This is a genomic window from Marinobacter sp. NFXS11, assembly GCF_040148675.1.
In the GTDB taxonomy this organism is placed as follows: domain Bacteria; phylum Pseudomonadota; class Gammaproteobacteria; order Pseudomonadales; family Oleiphilaceae; genus Marinobacter.
The window spans coordinates 443,699-459,969 of sequence record NZ_JAGDDV010000003.1; the positions used below are offsets into that span (position 1 = coordinate 443,699).

A 16,271-nucleotide genomic window follows, 5' to 3' on the forward strand; every position below is an offset into this window, starting at 1 on the left:
CGTAGGGTTTACAGACAGTTTTCAGAGGCTATCCGGCTTACCCGGACCAGGCGGGGCTCATACTCCTTGCCGCCCGCGTCTTGCAGTTTGCGTCCTGCGAAAAAACCCAGAGCCAGGCCAGCGACAGCGGCCAGCATCGCAGCGCCATCGCTACCACCGGACAGCTGGTGCCCGAGGATACTTGCGACGACCATCAGGATCAGTGGGACCGCGTAGACCAGAATGGAAGCACCCAGCAACGCCTGCTCATCGATCCCGATGGTTACTTCATCTCCCACCCTGGCATTGACCGAGTTGGTCACCAGAATCTGGTTGGCGCGCCCGCCGGAGGCAGCCGCCAGGACTTTCTGGCCACAACCATTGCGGGCAGCGCAACTCTGGCAGGCGCTGGTTCGAATCGTCTGGACCCAGACCTTATCGCCCTTGAGCGCGACCACTTTTCCAGTTTCAGTAATCACGGTTCACCCGCACCCAAAGCCACTGAGTCTTCAATACGCACCGATTCGGCAACCTGTCGCGCAGTCTGCGGGGGCAGCTCACCCACAACGGTAATCAGAAAAGCGCTATCCCCTTCCGTCATCTGGTGCATATAAACGGTGGTGGCGCCAATCAGGGAAGCACCCGTCGGCATGGTAACCGGGCCAGCCGGCTCAACGAAGACCGAGAAAGCGGCGAGGCCATCGGAGAAGGCAACCGCCTGACCCTTGCCGGAGCGAGGCGCCGCAGCGGGCACAAACCCTTCCGGTCGCCACCCAAGCTGCCACCCATCCATACGTTGGACCACCGATGCCTTAGCAGCAGGCTCATCCAGCGTTCTGGAAATTTCCCGGCCCTGGGTGCGGATCTCAAATTCGCTATCGGGAATGTCTTCGCCGATGTGCAGACTGGTGAACTGAAACTGCTCGAGCACTTCCCCCTCGGCATTACGAACGTGGCTCTTCACCAAAAGACCAGTGGATTTTTCCAGCCAGAGCCGATGACTGTAGCGGTAGGGATCTTTGGCGCTTAACGCCACTGAAACCACGTCGTATCCCGCGACCCGGTCCTCACCTTTCATTTCCGCCCGATACCAGTGGCTGACCGGCATCAGCTGGCTGGTGAACGCTTCGGCAAACGGGCCTGAAGGGATCACCTGGTCAAGCTTGACGCGGCCTGTTTCGGGAAGCACGCAGACAACATTCATGCCTTTGCGAACAATTTCACCACTGCCGCCGTCCTGCAGGACCAGCCGTTCCTCTACAACGCCATCATTGTAACGATGGGCAATCTGCATGGAGTGCACGCTCTCGCCCCGGGCATAAACAAACACACCGCGGTAGGACGTCATGTTCAGGGCCGGCCCGAGCCTTTCAAGCCAGGCGGATGCCTCGTCTTCGTCCGCCGCAGCCGGCAGCGATCCAGCAAGCGCGAGCAAAACACCCACGAGCATGGACAGCGCACGGCTTGGGAAAACATTAATGCAGACTTGAGGCATGATTAAACTCTCGCTCCGGGGATCAGTAGCTGGCACCATTGGCACTGACCAGACGGGCATAGCCGACGGCGCCCCGCCCGGCGCCAACGCTGTTGTGCTGTGCGTGCTCCAGCAGGTAGCGACTCATATACTCCCACTGCTCCTCATCAAGACCCTGCAAGGCAATTTCCCTGACCGGCGGGTCCTGCACAGACGTTTCTGGTGTGGCTGCGGTCACGGGCTGAACCGGCCCGGTAGCGGATGAATCCCAACCGGCACCAGCACCGAACCCGACCAGGAGCGCCATGGCAACCATGGCGGCAGCCGGCCAATGCCAGCGGCCGGACCCGGTAGCCTGTAGGGCAGTTTCAGGCCTGACCGCGGTGGAACCCCGCCCGTCAAGCAATTCACGGACGCTAACGCTGACGTCCATACCGTGAGCCGGGGAATGGCCGTCATGCATAAGGTCGCGAACATCCTGCCAACGCTGCCACTGCGCCCGAACCTCGTCCTGGCGATCGTGTGAAAGCAGGCGACGTACCGAAAGTTCGTCAGCTTCGTCGTCCATCATTGCGGACAGTGTTTCTCTGAGACGATCATCCATGGGATGCAACCTCAATTACGTCACCGAGTGATTGAGTAAAGGCCCAAGATGCCGATCAACCGCATCCCGGGCTCTGAATATTCTTGAACGGACAGTACCGATCGGGCACTCGAGGATACCCGCGATATCCTCATAGCTCAGTCCATCGTATTCCCTGAGCAGAAAGGCAGAGCGCAGCTCCTCAGGAAGCTGGGCGATCGCCTTGTTCAATTCTTTCTGGAGCTGTTCCCGCTGCAGGAGTCGTTCAGGCGATGCGGTGTCACGCAGCCGTGAACCGTCATCGAAGTTCTCCGCTTCCGCTGAGTCGGCACTGCCCTGTGGACGCCGGCCACGGGATTCCAGGTAGTTCTTCGCGGTATTGACAGCAATCCGGTACAGCCATGTATAGAAGGCGCTGTCCCCGCGGAAGCGCTCGATCGCCCTGAACGCCTTTACGAAGGTCTCCTGGGTCAGATCCATGACTTCCTGACTGTCGTAGACGTACCGGCTGATTATGGATGCGACTCTGGATTGGTACTTGACCACCAGAAGATCGAAGGCGGCGCGATCACCATTACGGACCTTGCGTACCAGCTGCAGATCCGTCTGGCTGTCAGAGTGATCGCCCTGTTGTTTCTCTGTATCAGGAGTCATGGACTGGTTGCCGGGGTTCCCTGATTTGATGGCCAGCTGTCCGGCCTGTACCAAGTTTCGCTGCGTCATTGATGCTATCCGGCGTCCGTTGATGAAACGGGCTAGACCACCGGTCAGGCGGCTCACCCTGTCAGGCCAAATAGACAGCAAGCGTAAAGTTTAGTTCAATACACGTCCACATTATGGCCTGCGATAACGATCCGATGCCACAGTCCTTCGAATACGATGTTCTCATTGTCGGCAGTGGTGCTGCCGGCCTCACTGTCGCGCTCAATCTTCCGGAGCATCTGAAGGTCTGCGTGGTGAGCAAGGCGCAGATCAGCAGCGGCGCCACTCTCTGGGCGCAAGGCGGTATCGCCGCAGTTCTGGATGATCAGGATTCCACCGAAAACCACATTACTGACACCCTGAACGCCGGCGCCGGCCTTTGCCATGAGGACGCCGTGCGCTTCACCGTCGAACATGGCAAGGAAAGCATCAACTGGCTGATTGATTCCGGTGTGGATTTTACCCGGGATCAGGACGCCCATTACCACTTGACGCGTGAAGGCGGCCACAGTCACCGGCGTATCATTCACGCAGCCGATGCCACCGGCCATGCGGTTTCAACCACCCTCACCTCCCAGGCGGAGGCACGATCAAACATAGAACTCATGTCTGGTCGGGTGGCGGTGGATCTGATCACCAACCGCAAACTGTCCCTGCCGGGAAACCGATGCGTCGGTGCCTACATACTGAACCTTGAAGACAACCATGTGGAGCTGTTCCGGGCACGATTCACAGTGATTGCCACCGGTGGCGCCTCCAAGGCCTACCGCTATACAACCAATCCGGACGGCGCTTCCGGAGACGGGATTGCGATGGCCTGGCGGGCCGGTTGCCGGGTGGCAAACATGGAGTTCAACCAGTTTCACCCCACATGCCTTTATCACCCCCACGCCAAATCCTTCCTGATCACGGAAGCCGTGAGGGGCGAGGGTGGCCTGCTGAAACTGCCGGATGGTTCCCGGTTCATGGATCGCTTTGACGAGCGTGGCGAGCTGGCGCCCCGCGATATCGTTGCCCGGGCCATTGACCACGAAATGAAACGACTGGGCGCTGATCATCTGTACCTGGACATCAGCCACAAACCCGCCGACTTTATAAAGCACCACTTCCCCACCATCTACGAGAAGTGCCTGGGCTTCGGTATCGATATTACCCGCGAGCCCATTCCCGTGGTTCCGGCCGCTCACTACACCTGTGGCGGGATCATGAGCGATGAACGTGCCCGAACCGATGTCAACCAGCTCTACGTGGTCGGCGAGGCTGCCTTCACCGGGCTCCATGGGGCCAACCGAATGGCCAGCAACTCCCTGCTGGAATGTCTGGTTTATGGCCGTGCAGCTGCGGCGGATATCGCACGACGGGAAGCCGACATTCCGCCACCGCCAGAGGCACCAGACTGGGATGAAAGCCAGGTCCGGGACTCCGACGAAGACGTGGTGATCTCCCACAACTGGGACGAGCTCCGCCATTTCATGTGGGACTACGTCGGCATTGTGCGGACCACCAAGCGGCTGCAGCGGGCCAAGCACCGAGTGGACCTCTTATCTGCAGAAATCGGTGAGTTCTACAGCAACTACCGTGTCACCAACGACCTGTTGGAACTTCGGAACCTGGTCACCGTGTCTGATCTCATAATATGTTCGGCACTGCAGCGCAGGGAAAGCCGAGGACTGCACTACACTCTCGATTATCCCGGACTGATGAATGAGGTGCGTGATACCCTGCTGGTTCCCACCACCTACCGTACACTCGCGCCCTGAACGAACACCGTTTTTACACAGGATTCAATGGTAAACACTATGTCAGAGACACCTGCATCGTTTGAAAAAGCAGAATTCAACCGCCTCTGGTGGCATAGCCGTAGAGGCATGCTGGAGCTGGACAACCTTCTGATTCCCTTCATGGAAGAGGCCTTCCGCGATCTGGACGCTGAAGACCAGGCCCGCTACAAAAAACTGCTCACCTGCGAAGACAACGACATGTTTGAGTGGTTCATGCAACGCAGCCGCCCGGCAGATCCCGATCTTCAACGCATGGTCGACATCATTCTCAAACGTGTCCAGCCGGATTGAGCTAACGCTCACGCCCTCCATACGGGTTGGCCTGCTTGCGGTGCTGCCATGGCTGTTGCTGCTGGCTTTCCTGGTGGTGGCGGTGCTGGCAGGCAAGTTCTGGCTTCTCGTTGCAATCCCGATTGCACTTTGGGGAGCCGCCCTGCAGTATCGGTCAAACGGGTCACTTCTGGGCATCGGTTCCGTGAATGGCCTTCTGATCGAACACGGTAAAATGTATGCCCGAATCGGAGACAACCGGCAGGTCGAGGTTATTCCGGTCGCCTCCAGCCGGATCTGGTCCGGGCTGGCACTCTTGAAACTTCGGCCTACCGGCACCAGATTCCGCTCATACACTTCAATCCTGCTGGCACCACTGGCCGGAAGGCCGGGCAATGTTCCGGCGGAGGATTTCCGTCGCCTCAGGGTATGGCTTAGACTGGGCCGTCCCCGGCGATCATCTCACTGATTCAATGACCTGGAGCACGCCATGACCGACACAGACGCTTCTGTATCTGCCGTTGCAGAGTATCCCCTGCCGAGCGACGGCTGGGCGGCCCTCGACGACCGAGTGGTTGTGCGCGTCAGCGGCCCGGGCACCGACAAGTTTCTCCAGGGCCAGTTCAGCCAGAACCTCGATGAGGTAACCCCGGAGCACGCTCCGCGAGCGGCCGCAGCAACGCCCAAGGGTCGTGCCTACTGCCTCACTCGCATGGTCCGGTCAGGCGACGACATTCTGATGGACTTTCCTGCCGAACTCGCTGACGACATCATCAGCCACTTGCGCAAATATCTGATGCTGTTTCGTGGAACCACCATGGAGGTGGTTCAGGAAACGAAGATTATCGGGATTCTGGGCAACGGGCTGGCAGAAACACTCGCCGGAAAGCCACTGGATTCTCTGAAAGAGCCCGGGAACGCCTGCACACTACCTGATGGCATACTCGTAAAGACGCAATCGACAGCCGAGGGCACGTCCCGCTTCGAGCTCTGGCACACTGAGGAGGGCGAAGCAGCACTTCCCGCCAATGCCCGTATGTCGTTGGCCGACTGGCAAGCCTCCGAAATCGCGGCGGGCGTCGCCTCTCTCACTACCGCCACACAGGAGTCCTTCGTGCCACAGATGTTGAACTGGCAGCATGTGGGCGGCGTGCATTTCAAGAAAGGCTGCTACACGGGTCAGGAAGTGATTGCCCGCATGCACTTCCTCGGGCAATTGAAAAAGAGTCTTTTCCGTTTCCGTATTGAACACCCAGAGGACCTGCCAACCCCCGGAACCGCATTGATTTCCGGAGAGCGGTCAATCGGGGAAGTAGTAAACGCGGTCAATTACCGCGGCGGCAGCGTTGAATTACTTGCGGTGGTTCGCCACGATGCCGCGGAAAATACGTTGCATCCGGAAGGCCTGCCACAGGCGAAACTGGAACCAATGCCGCTGCCCTACCCGGTGCCCGAAAGGGAAAAAAGCGCACAATCAGATACATAAGTTGACAGGCAAACGCGCCAGAATTTGCTATTTTGCTATGCAGTAGCTCACATATTTGATTGTTCCGGCAGCGCCCCGCAAACGAGGACCATGAGCCGGAACCTACACGCGGACCTTTACTGACCATGTCGAATATTGTCGAAACCATTAAAGCTGATCTCAACGCTGCCATTGAAAATGACAAGCTGGTGCTGCCCACTCTTCCCGAGGTGGCCCTTCAGGTCAGAGATATTGCGCAATCCGAGGATTCTTCAATCGGCGATCTGGTCAAAGTCATTAGCAATGACACGGCGCTTTCCGCACGCATCATCCGGGTGACCAACAGCCCGCTGTTTCGCGGCAGTCGCGCCATCGAGAACCTGAACATGGCGGTCAGCCGCCTGGGCATGGCCTACACCAGCAACCTGGCCATGGGCCTGGCCATGGAGCAGATGTTCCAGGCCACGTCCGACATGATCGACAAGCGCATGCGCGCCACCTGGCAGACCAGTACTGAGGTGGCCGGTGTATGCCATGTGCTGGCGCAACACTACACGAAACTCAAGCCCGACCAGGCTACTCTCGCAGGTCTGGTTCATCTGATTGGTGTGCTCCCAATCCTGCGCTATGTGGAGGACCAGGATATCCAGATCAGCAGCATCATGCTGGACAACGTGGTTGATGAGCTGCATCCAAAGATCGGGGCGACCATCCTCAAGAAGTGGGATTTCCCGAAAGAGCTTCAGAACGTTCCCCTGGAATACGCCAACTTCAACCGTGAAGTGCCATCGGCCGACTATGCAGACCTGGTGATGGTTGCCAATCTGCAGCTGGTTGCGGGGTCAGAGCATCCGTGGAATGAAATGGACTGGACGAAGATTTCGGCGTTCGATCGTCTTGGGTTGGATCCGAATATCGACATGAGCGAGGAAGAGGATCTGAACGCTCAGATGGAAGCGGCTATGGCGCTGCTTCAGTAACGCCTGCCTCGGCGTCCCTAGCCCCTTCGACTGAGGGGGCTGGCGCGGGGGTGGTGAGCCTTTCCCTCGGGAAAAGAACTCGCTGCGCTCAGACACCTTTTCCTGTCGGGAAAGACTCACCGCCCCCACACCGATCGAGCATTGGAAGGGCACTTCTTACCTACCCTTTCAACTCTTCTTGTATCTCTCGATCAGCTCAGCTTTGCTTGGCAGCGCCCAGTTAACCGTGGGCTTTCCCTGCTGTTGCAACCAGTCGTTGGCCTTTGAGAAGTGCTTGCAACCGAAGAAGCCCCGGTAAGCGCTCAGTGGCGAGGGATGGGGGCCGTCGAGGACCAGATGTTTGTTGCGGTCGATGTGCTGGCCTTTCTTTTTGGCGTAGCTGCCCCAGAGCAGGAATACCACGCCTTCCCGTTCACGGTTGATGGTTTCGATGACTTTGTCGGTGAAGGTTTCCCAGCCTTTACCCTGGTGGGCGCCGGCCTGGCCCTGAACGACGGTGAGGACGCTGTTGAGCAGCAATACGCCCTGCTCTGCCCAGGGCTGCAGGCAGCCGTGGTCGGGGGGAGCGATGCCAAGGTCGTCCTGGATTTCCTTGAAGATGTTTACCAGAGACGGCGGGATTGCCACGTTCGGGCGTACGGAGAAGCACAGGCCGTGGGCCTGGCCGGGGCCGTGGTACGGGTCTTGTCCGAGAATAACGACCCTTACGTTATCCAGGGGCGTGCTATTCAGGGCGTTGAAGCAGTGTTGGCTCGCAGGGAACAGGACTTTGCCGGCCTGTTCCTCGGCGGCGAGGAATTCCGCCAGGCCCTGCATGTAGGGCTGGCGGAACTCTTCCGCGAGATGATCTTTCCAGCCCCGGTCGGGCCTGAGCTGGCTGGCCAGTACCTCAACCGGGCTCATGGATCAGTCCTCGTCTTTCCGGCTTTCCGCCTTGTGCTCCGGGCGCATGGCCGGGAACAGGATAACGTCGCGAATTGACGGCGAATTGGTCAGCAGCATGGCCAGGCGGTCGATACCGATACCTTCGCCCGCTGTAGGCGGCAGGCCGTATTCCAGGGCCATCACGTAGTCCTCGTCATAGAACATCGCCTCGTCGTCACCCGCCTCTTTCTCAGCCACCTGGGCCTGGAAGCGTTCCGCCTGGTCTTCGGCATCATTCAGCTCCGAGAAGCCGTTGGCGATTTCGCGACCACCCACGAAGAACTCAAAGCGCTCGGTGACGAACGGGTTGCTGTCTTTGCAGCGCGCCAGGGGCGACACTTCTTTCGGGTATTCGGTGATAAACGTCGGCTGCATCAGGCGATGCTCGGCGGTCGCCTCGAAAATCTCGATCTGCACCTTGCCCAGGCCCCAACCTTCCTTGAGGTGAATACCCAGATCTTTGGCGACTTGACGGGCCCTGGCGTCGTCCGCCAGCTGCTCGGGCTTGATATCCGGGTTGTAGCGCAGGATGGCATCGACCACGGTCAGGCGCTCGAAGGTTTTGCCGAAATCGTACTCAACAGTCTCTTCGCTGCCATCTGCCAGGGTTCGGCTGTTCACCACGGTGGTCGTGCCCAGGACTTTCTGGGTAATGGTGCGCAGCATGTCCTCGGTGAGATCCATCAGGTCGTTGTAGTCAGCGTATGCCTGGTAGAACTCCACCATGGTGAACTCTGGATTATGACGGGTGGAAAGCCCCTCGTTCCGGAAGTTCCGGTTGATCTCGAACACCCGCTCAAAGCCGCCAACGACAAGGCGCTTCAGGAACAATTCCGGGGCAATACGCAGGTACATGTCGATACCCAGCGCGTTATGGTGGGTCACGAAGGGCCGCGCCGTGGCGCCGCCAGGAATCACCTGCAACATCGGGGTTTCAACTTCCATGAAGTCCCGGTCGGTGAAGTACTGACGCATGGCGCTGATGATCTTGGAGCGCGCATAGAACACCCGACGGCTGTCCTCGTTGACCATCAGATCGACGTAGCGGTGGCGGTAACGGGCTTCCGTATCGGTCAGGCCCTTGTGCTTTTCAGGCAACGGGCGCAGGGACTTGGTGAGCAACACGTACTCGTCCATGGTCACGTACAGATCGCCCTTGCCTGATTTGGACAGGGTGCCTCGCACGCCCACGATGTCCCCCAGATCCCAGTGCTTGGTGTCTTTCTGGACATCCTTGGACGCGTAGATCTGGATCCGGCCAGTCATGTCCTGGACCACCTTGAATGCCTTGCGATCGAGCATCATGCGGCCGGCAATGGCCACCTTGATACCGAGGGACTCCAGCTCTTCCTTGGTTTTTTCACCGTATTTCGCCTGCAGTTCGGCGGCGGTGGCGTCACGACGGAAGTCGTTCGGGAAGGCGTTGCCCTGGTCGCGCATTTCTGACAGTTTGGCGCGGCGCTCGGCAATCAGCTTGTTGTCCTCATGCGGTGCGGCATTCTGAGTTTGATCAGTCATTTTGGCTCACTAGGAATCGGGTTGTCCGGGTTAGCGTGGCAAAGGCGCTGGTTACAGCGCCATCTTCAGGCTGGCTTCGATGAACTTGTCAATGTCACCGTCCAGCACCGACTGGGTATTACTGGTTTCTACCTTGGTGCGCAGGTCCTTGATACGGCTGTCGTCCAGAACGTAGGAACGGATCTGGCTGCCCCAACCGATGTCGGCCTTGGCGTCCTCGGCTTTCTGTTTCTCGGCGTTGCGCTCCTGCATCTCACGCTCAAACAGCTTCGCCTTGAGCTGTTTCATGGCCTGGTCCTTGTTCTGGTGCTGGCTTCGACCAGCCTGACAGGCCACGACAATACCGGTGGGATTGTGAGTCAGACGCACCGCCGACTCGGTCCGGTTAACGTGCTGACCACCAGCGCCGGAGGCACGGTAAACATCCACCCGAAGATCCGCTGGATTGATTTCAATTTCGAAGCTGTCATCCACTTCCGGTGACACAAACACGGAAGAGAAAGACGTGTGCCGACGGTTGCCGGAATCGAACGGTGACTTGCGCACCAGACGGTGAACGCCGGTTTCGGTACGCAGCCAGCCATAGGCATAATCGCCCTGGATGTGAATGGTGGCACTCTTGATGCCCGCCACTTCGCCCTCCATCAGTTCGACTATCTCGGCCTTGAAGCCGCGGCGCTCGGCCCAGCGAAGGTACATCCGCAGGAGCATGTTCGCCCAGTCCTGGGCTTCGGTACCGCCAGAGCCCGCCTGAATGTCGAGGTAGGCGTTGTTGGCGTCCATTTCGCCGGAGAACATGCGGCGGAATTCGAGCTTCTCAAGCTCTTTATCAAGACTTTCCAGATCAGACTCGATCTCGGCGACCGTGCCCTCATCCTCTTCCTCTGCGGCGATATCCAGCAGGCCCTCGGCGTCTTCCAGGCCGGAGGTGAGGTTATCGATGGTCTTGACGATCAGTTCAAGATCCGCGCGCTCTTTGCCCAGAGCCTGAGCCCGCTCCGGGTCGTCCCAGACACTTGGCTGCTCCAGTTCGCGCTCAACTTCGATCAGTCGTTCACTACGCTGATCGTAGTCAAAGATACCCCCTGAGCGCTTCAGTGCGCTCACGAAGCTCTTTAATCTTCGTCACAATGGGATTAATTTCCATGAAACCCTTACTCGCTCTAGAAAATGGAGAGTAAAAACAGAGGCGGGATTCTACCGGAAATCGGTTTGTAAATCAGCCTGCGGGTTTCCGCGAATCAGGCAAGCGGCTCGAGGTAATCCACAAGCAGCTGCAGATTGGTTCGCCCACGGAAGGTATTGGCATCCGGCTTGTAAACCACCCTGGCTCCGGTGCGGGTATAGTCAGGCACTTCCGGGCCGGTGTTGAAGGCAATGCCATCGACAATCCCGCCGCCTTCGACAGGTTGCAGCACCAGTTTCAGGTGATTATCCCCAACAATACGCTGGCTGACCACGCGGAATTCGCCGTCGAACAATGGCTCGGGAAAGTGCTGCCCCCAGGGACCGGCCCGCTTGAGCAGCGCCGCGGTGTCCAGCGACAGTTCGTTTGGCCCCAGCGGCCCATCGGTTGTGATCGCAGCTTCCAGATCTTCGGCGGAAAGCGTGTCTCGAACGGCGCGATCGAAGGCCTCAGAAAAGGCATCCAGATCATCCCTGGCGAGGGTCATGCCCGCGGCCATGGCGTGACCGCCAAACTTTTTCATAATCCCCGGATGGCGTGAGTCGACCACGGCAAGCACATCCCGGATATGAAGCCCGGGAATGGAGCGAGCAGAACCTTTGATGTCTACGCCGTTTTCGTCCGGCGCGAAGGCAATGGTTGGTCTGTGGGTCTGCTCACGGATACGGGCAGCCAGGATTCCGATAACGCCCTGGTGCCAATCGGTATCGAAAAGCGCAAGACCCCAGGGCAGTCCATCCAGGTCCAGCGACATTGATGACAGCAGATCTTGGGCCTGGGCTTTCATGTCCTTTTCGATGGTCCGGCGTTCACGGTTGAACGTGTCCAGCTCCCGGGCCAGTCGGCGAGCCTCGTCCGGGCTGTCCGCCAGTAAGCAGGCAATCCCGATACTCATGTCATCAAGCCGGCCCGCGGCATTGAGGCGAGGACCAACCACAAATCCAAGATCGGTTGAGCTGATGGCCGTGTGGTCGCGGCCCGCGACTTCCAGCAGAGCCAGAATACCGGGCCGGGCCTCGCCCTGACGTATCCGGCGCAGGCCCTGCTCCACGAAGATCCGGTTGTTATGATCCAGGGGTACAACGTCGGCCACCGTGCCCAGGGCAACCAGGTCAAGCAGGCTCCCCAGGTTTGGCTCGGGATTGGGCAGGCGATTGGTTTCCCGGAGCTGCTTCCGCAGCGCCGTGAGGACGTAAAACATCACACCAACACCGGCGGCATTCTTGCTCAGGAAGGGACAGTCCGGCTGATTGGGATTGACGATGGCATCGGCATCCGGGAGCTCTTCACCGGCCAGGTGGTGATCAGTCACCACGACCTTCACACCAAGCTCTTTGGCCGCCCTGACGCCCTCAACGGCGGATATGCCGTTATCGACGGTAACCATCAGGTCGGGAAGCTCACCTTCATCGCGCAAGCGCTCAATAATACCCGGCGTCAGACCGTAGCCATCTGCAAACCGGCTGGGCACGCGAAAATCGATACTCTGCAGACCCAGCATGGAGAGCCCAAGCATGGCAACGGCTGTACTGGTGGCACCATCGGCGTCGAAATCGCCGAGCACAAGCACCCGCTGTTGCTGATGGATAGCCTCGGCAAGAAGTTCAACGGCCCGATCAATACCCCGCAGCGACAACGGTGAAGCCAGATGTTTCAGGGTGTAGCTCAGTTGCTCATCAGAGGTGACGCCACGGGCGGCGTACAGACGGCGTAGCAAGGGAGGCAGGTTTTGCCCCCAGTCCGGGAAAGTCTCGGGGTGGGGGCGACGCAGGATCTTTTTTGGTGTCATACCCGGTCAGGCGTTTTTCCAGTGCTTGGCAATAAACTCCTGAACACCGGCGATATTGTTATCCAGCACAGTGTAGCGCTCTTCCCGCTCGAACAGGTCGGCCATATGGGCCGGCAGCGGCGGCTTTACACTCACGCCGGACTCGGCCACGGCATCCGGGAACTTCGCCGGGTGTGCGGTCCCCAGGGTGATCATCGGCACCGCCTGGTCACGACGACAGTTGCGGGCAGCGCGGACCCCGATGGCGGTATGAGGATCCAGCAGATACTCGTTCTGCTGGTAGATCTCACGGATGGTATCGCAGGTTGCCTTGTCATCCACCGCGTCGCTGTCAAACAGCTTACGGGCATGCTTCCAGCGGTAATCCTCGATACTGACCGGCCCCTTCGCAGCATTTTCCAGCAGGGTTTTCACCGCCAGTCCGTCACGGCCATGGAGATCAAACAGCAGGCGCTCGAAATTACTGGAAACCATGATATCCATGCTCGGAGACAGGGTGTGTTCCAGCTGGTGCTGTTCGTATTTGTTGCCACTCATGAACCGATGCAGGATATCGTTGCGGTTGGTAGCAATAACCAGCTGGGAGATCGGCAGCCCCATCTTCTTGGCCAGGTAGCCGGCAAAGATATCGCCGAAGTTCCCGGTGGGCACGGAGAACGCCATGCTCCGATCCGGACCACCCAGTGCCAGGGAGGCATGGAAGTAGTAGACGATCTGGGCCATTATCCGGGCCCAGTTGATGGAGTTGACGGCTGCCAGCTGGGTTTTGCCACCAAGGAACGACTGGTTGCCGAAGCTCTCCTTCACCATTCGCTGACAATCGTCGAAGTTGCCACGCACCGCAATGTTGTGGATGTTCTCACCCCGGACTGTGGTCATCTGACGGCGCTGAACCTCTGACACCCTCTGGTAGGGGTGCAGAATGAAAATATCCACGTGCTCGCACCGGCGGCAGCCTTCGATGGCAGCCGAGCCGGTATCACCGGAGGTCGCACCCATGATAACCACGTGCTGCTTGCGCTTTTCCAGGACGTAGTCCAGAAGGCGCCCCAACAGCTGCAGGGCGAAGTCCTTGAACGCCAGGGTCGGGCCGCGGAATAGCTCCATCACCCATTCGTTGGTATCCAGCTGAACCAACGGGGCCACAGCCTTGTGGGAGAAAACCGAGTAGGTCTCGTCCAGCATCTTGCGGAAATCATCCGCGGGCACGGCATCATCCACAAACGGATGCATGACGTTGAACGCCAGCTCACTGTAGGAAAGCCCGCGCCAGCTCCGGATTTCTTCCAGAGTAAAATGTGGCAGGGATTCGGGGACGTAGAGGCCGCCGTCTGTCGCCAGACCGGTCAGCAAAACATCCTCAAAGCCCAGTGCGGGCGCTTCGCCCCGCGTACTGATGTATCTCACGTTCGTACCTGTCAGTTGAAGTTTTCAGCGCGGATGCGGACAACATGGCCATCGGTGTCGGACAGGGCTTCCAACTCTTCGATCGCACGGTTGATCTGGCGTTCCTGAACGGTGTGGGTCAGGATGATCACCGGAATACGCCCGTCCTTCAGCTCGGATTCCTTCTGCATGATCGACTCGATATTGATGCCATGCTCACTCAGAATGGAAGCGATCTTGGCCAGCACACCCGGACGATCCAGAGCAGTAATGCGGAGGTAGTAGGCAGACTGGATGTCCTCCATCGGCAGCACATCCAGGTCTTCCATGGCGTCCGGTGAGAAGCCAAGGTAGGGCACACGCAGTTTGCTTTCGGTCGACACGACACGGGCCACGTCGACGATATCGGCAATAACAGCCGACCCGGTTGCCTCATCCCCTGCTCCGGGACCGTAATACATGGTCTGGCCAACGGCATCTCCATCCACCAGGACCGCGTTGAGAACGCCATCAACCTGCGCAATCAGGTGGCTCTGGGGCACCAGGGTCGGGTGAACGCGGAGTTCAATGCCATCATCCCGACGGCGAGCGATGCCGAGGTGCTTGATGCGATAGCCCAGCAATTCGGCGTGGGCAATATCGTAGGGCGTAATCTTGGAGATGCCTTCGGTGAAGCCTTTCTCGAACTGCAGAGGCACACCAAACCCGGCCGATGCCAGTATGGTCAGCTTGTGGGCAGCATCAATGCCTTCCACATCAAAGGTCGGGTCTGCTTCGGCGTACCCAAGATCCTGGGCTTCCTTGAGAACCTCGGAAAACTCCCGACCGGCACGCATTTCGGTCAGTATGTAGTTCCCGGTGCCGTTGATGATGCCCGCAATCCAGTCAATGCGGTTTGCCGCCATGCCTTCACGAACAGCCTTGATGACCGGAATACCGCCGGCCACACCCGCCTCGTAAGCCACCACAACACCAGCCTTCTCGGCCGCCTCGAAGATTTCGTTGCCGTGGACGGCAATCAGGGCCTTGTTCGCTGTAACCACGTGCTTGCCGTTGCGGATCGCCGCCAGCACCAGCTCTTTGGCCGCATCATAACCACCGATAAGCTCGACCACGATATCCACGTCGGGATCGTTCACCACGTCGTAAATGTCGGTGCTAAAAGGCACATCGCCGAGGTCCATATCCTCGCGGGCCCGGCGACTGGCAACCCGGGTAATCCGGATATTGCATCCGGCCCGACCGGCAATCAGCCTGGCGTTGCGGGTCAAGACATTAAAGGTACCGCCGCCGACGGTTCCCAATCCGCAGATTCCGACACTGACGTCTTTCAAACTCTCACCTCTGATCCCGAAGGGGTGCTGATGAATTATATTAGGCGGGCATAGTATACCGATTCAGGCCTCACTGAATAAGCCCTGAATCGGATCCTTCGAAAATACCGCGTAACGCACCCCGTAAGATGGGTGCGCCAGGATTTCAGAGCAGCCCGAGGCCTTCGGCCAGACGCTGCGCCGGGACATAACCACGAACCATGTTGCCATCTTCCAGAACAATGGCAGGTGTCCCTGTCACGCCGACCCTGCCACCAAGCTCATACTGCTCGCCCACCGGATTTTCGCAACTTGCGTCGGGCACTGTGCGGCCGGCCTTGGCTGCGTCCATGGCCGCCTGCTGATCGTCAGCACACCAGACCGACTCATACTTTCTGAAAGACGCTGTATTGGGACCGGACCGGGGGAACGCGTAGTAATTGACGGTAATGCCATAGTCGTTCAGTTGCGGTACCTCGTCATGCAGCTTCCGACAGTAAGGGCAGTCGATATCAGTAAACACGTTTACCACGGCCTTTTCGTTTTTGGCCGGGAAGCTGATAACTCCCTTGTTACCATAGTCCGCCATCATTTCGCGACGGGCCTCCGTGCGGGCGGCTTCGGTGACATTGGCAATGCCCTGATCGGTAATCTTGAGAAGATCTCCCGTCATCAGGTACTGGCCATCCTCGGTCGCGTAGATCGTGTCGCCGTTGTTGCTCTGAACCTCATAGAGGCCCTTGGCTTCGGATTCCTTTACCGAAACCACCTTTAGGCCTGGGACGGCCTGGGTCAGACGCTCGGAAATCCGGTCTTCCACTTCACCGGCACTGACGCTGGCCGCGCCAAAGGCGCCCAGGACAACTCCAAGCGCCACAACCACATGTTTCATATTCATTCTGGCAAACAACCTTTTCCAGT

16 protein-coding genes are annotated in these 16,271 nt (G+C 58.6%); 5 read left to right on the forward strand and 11 right to left on the reverse strand.

Annotation, left to right across the window (positions count from 1 at the left end; translation table 11 throughout):
* Positions 1-8: 8 nt before the first annotated feature.
* The 4 genes from J3362_RS17720 to rpoE all read right to left on the reverse strand — a co-directional run bounded on the left by J3362_RS17720 (position 9) and on the right by rpoE (position 2,690).
* The gene (locus tag J3362_RS17720; protein ID WP_349521550.1) at positions 9-458 is read right to left on the reverse strand and encodes a SoxR reducing system RseC family protein; all 450 of its coding nucleotides are present in this window, start codon (positions 456-458) and stop codon (positions 9-11) included.
* A complete protein-coding gene (locus J3362_RS17725) occupies positions 455-1,429 on the reverse strand; it encodes a MucB/RseB C-terminal domain-containing protein (RefSeq protein WP_349521739.1) in 975 nt (324 codons plus the stop codon). Before J3362_RS17725 ends, J3362_RS17720 begins: the two co-directional genes overlap by 4 nt.
* 67 nt (positions 1,430-1,496) lie before the next feature.
* A complete protein-coding gene (locus tag J3362_RS17730) occupies positions 1,497-2,057 on the reverse strand; it encodes a sigma-E factor negative regulatory protein (RefSeq protein ID WP_349521552.1) in 561 nt (186 codons plus the stop codon).
* Positions 2,058-2,072: 15 nt separating this feature from the next.
* Positions 2,073-2,690 carry an RNA polymerase sigma factor RpoE gene (gene rpoE, locus J3362_RS17735; RefSeq protein WP_502882450.1) on the reverse strand — a complete coding sequence of 206 codons (618 nt, stop codon included), beginning with the start codon at positions 2,688-2,690 and terminating at the stop codon, positions 2,073-2,075.
* A 203-nt stretch (positions 2,691-2,893) separates the two neighbouring features.
* Between rpoE and nadB the strand changes: the two genes are divergently transcribed.
* The 5 genes from nadB (at position 2,894) to J3362_RS17760 (ending at position 7,234) form a co-directional block, all read left to right on the forward strand.
* Positions 2,894-4,498 (forward strand): L-aspartate oxidase, encoded by a 1,605-nt coding sequence (nadB, locus tag J3362_RS17740; RefSeq protein WP_349521556.1) that lies wholly within the window; start codon positions 2,894-2,896, stop codon positions 4,496-4,498.
* Between the two features lie 39 nt (positions 4,499-4,537).
* Positions 4,538-4,810 (forward strand): FAD assembly factor SdhE, encoded by a 273-nt coding sequence (locus tag J3362_RS17745; protein ID WP_349521557.1) that lies wholly within the window; start codon positions 4,538-4,540, stop codon positions 4,808-4,810.
* A complete protein-coding gene (locus tag J3362_RS17750; protein WP_349521559.1) occupies positions 4,794-5,258 on the forward strand; it encodes a hypothetical protein in 465 nt (154 codons plus the stop codon). The genes J3362_RS17745 and J3362_RS17750 overlap by 17 nt, the downstream gene beginning before the upstream one ends.
* Before the next feature lie 21 nt (positions 5,259-5,279).
* On the forward strand, positions 5,280-6,275 hold the full coding sequence (ygfZ, locus tag J3362_RS17755; protein ID WP_349521560.1) for a CAF17-like 4Fe-4S cluster assembly/insertion protein YgfZ: 996 nt from the start codon (positions 5,280-5,282) through the stop codon (positions 6,273-6,275).
* 125 nt (positions 6,276-6,400) lie between these two features.
* The gene (locus tag J3362_RS17760) at positions 6,401-7,234 is read left to right on the forward strand and encodes an HDOD domain-containing protein (protein WP_349521562.1); all 834 of its coding nucleotides are present in this window, start codon (positions 6,401-6,403) and stop codon (positions 7,232-7,234) included.
* 168 nt (positions 7,235-7,402) lie between these two features.
* Here the strand turns inward: J3362_RS17760 and ung are convergent, their stop codons facing one another.
* From ung to J3362_RS17795, 7 genes are all read right to left on the reverse strand, one after another.
* Positions 7,403-8,137 carry a uracil-DNA glycosylase gene (gene ung, locus J3362_RS17765; protein ID WP_349521564.1) on the reverse strand — a complete coding sequence of 245 codons (735 nt, stop codon included), beginning with the start codon at positions 8,135-8,137 and terminating at the stop codon, positions 7,403-7,405.
* Positions 8,138-8,140: 3 nt separating this feature from the next.
* Positions 8,141-9,676, reverse strand: a complete 1,536-nt coding sequence (gene lysS, locus J3362_RS17770) for a lysine--tRNA ligase (protein WP_349521566.1) — start codon at positions 9,674-9,676, stop codon at positions 8,141-8,143.
* A gap of 51 nt (positions 9,677-9,727) precedes the next feature.
* Positions 9,728-10,823, reverse strand: a protein-coding gene (prfB, locus tag J3362_RS17775) for a peptide chain release factor 2 (RefSeq protein ID WP_148608074.1) whose coding sequence is annotated in 2 segments (ribosomal slippage) — positions 9,728-10,750 and positions 10,752-10,823 — 1,095 coding nt in all. Because the reading frame shifts where the segments join, the coding sequence is not laid out codon by codon here.
* A 94-nt stretch (positions 10,824-10,917) separates the two neighbouring features.
* A complete protein-coding gene (gene recJ / locus J3362_RS17780; RefSeq protein ID WP_349521568.1) occupies positions 10,918-12,651 on the reverse strand; it encodes a single-stranded-DNA-specific exonuclease RecJ in 1,734 nt (577 codons plus the stop codon).
* Between the two features lie 6 nt (positions 12,652-12,657).
* Positions 12,658-14,058 (reverse strand): threonine synthase, encoded by a 1,401-nt coding sequence (thrC, locus tag J3362_RS17785; RefSeq protein ID WP_349521570.1) that lies wholly within the window; start codon positions 14,056-14,058, stop codon positions 12,658-12,660.
* Positions 14,059-14,069: 11 nt separating this feature from the next.
* Positions 14,070-15,371 carry a homoserine dehydrogenase gene (locus J3362_RS17790; RefSeq protein ID WP_349521572.1) on the reverse strand — a complete coding sequence of 434 codons (1,302 nt, stop codon included), beginning with the start codon at positions 15,369-15,371 and terminating at the stop codon, positions 14,070-14,072.
* Between the two features lie 145 nt (positions 15,372-15,516).
* On the reverse strand, positions 15,517-16,248 hold the full coding sequence (locus J3362_RS17795; protein WP_349521574.1) for a DsbC family protein: 732 nt from the start codon (positions 16,246-16,248) through the stop codon (positions 15,517-15,519).
* Positions 16,249-16,271 lie beyond the last annotated feature (23 nt).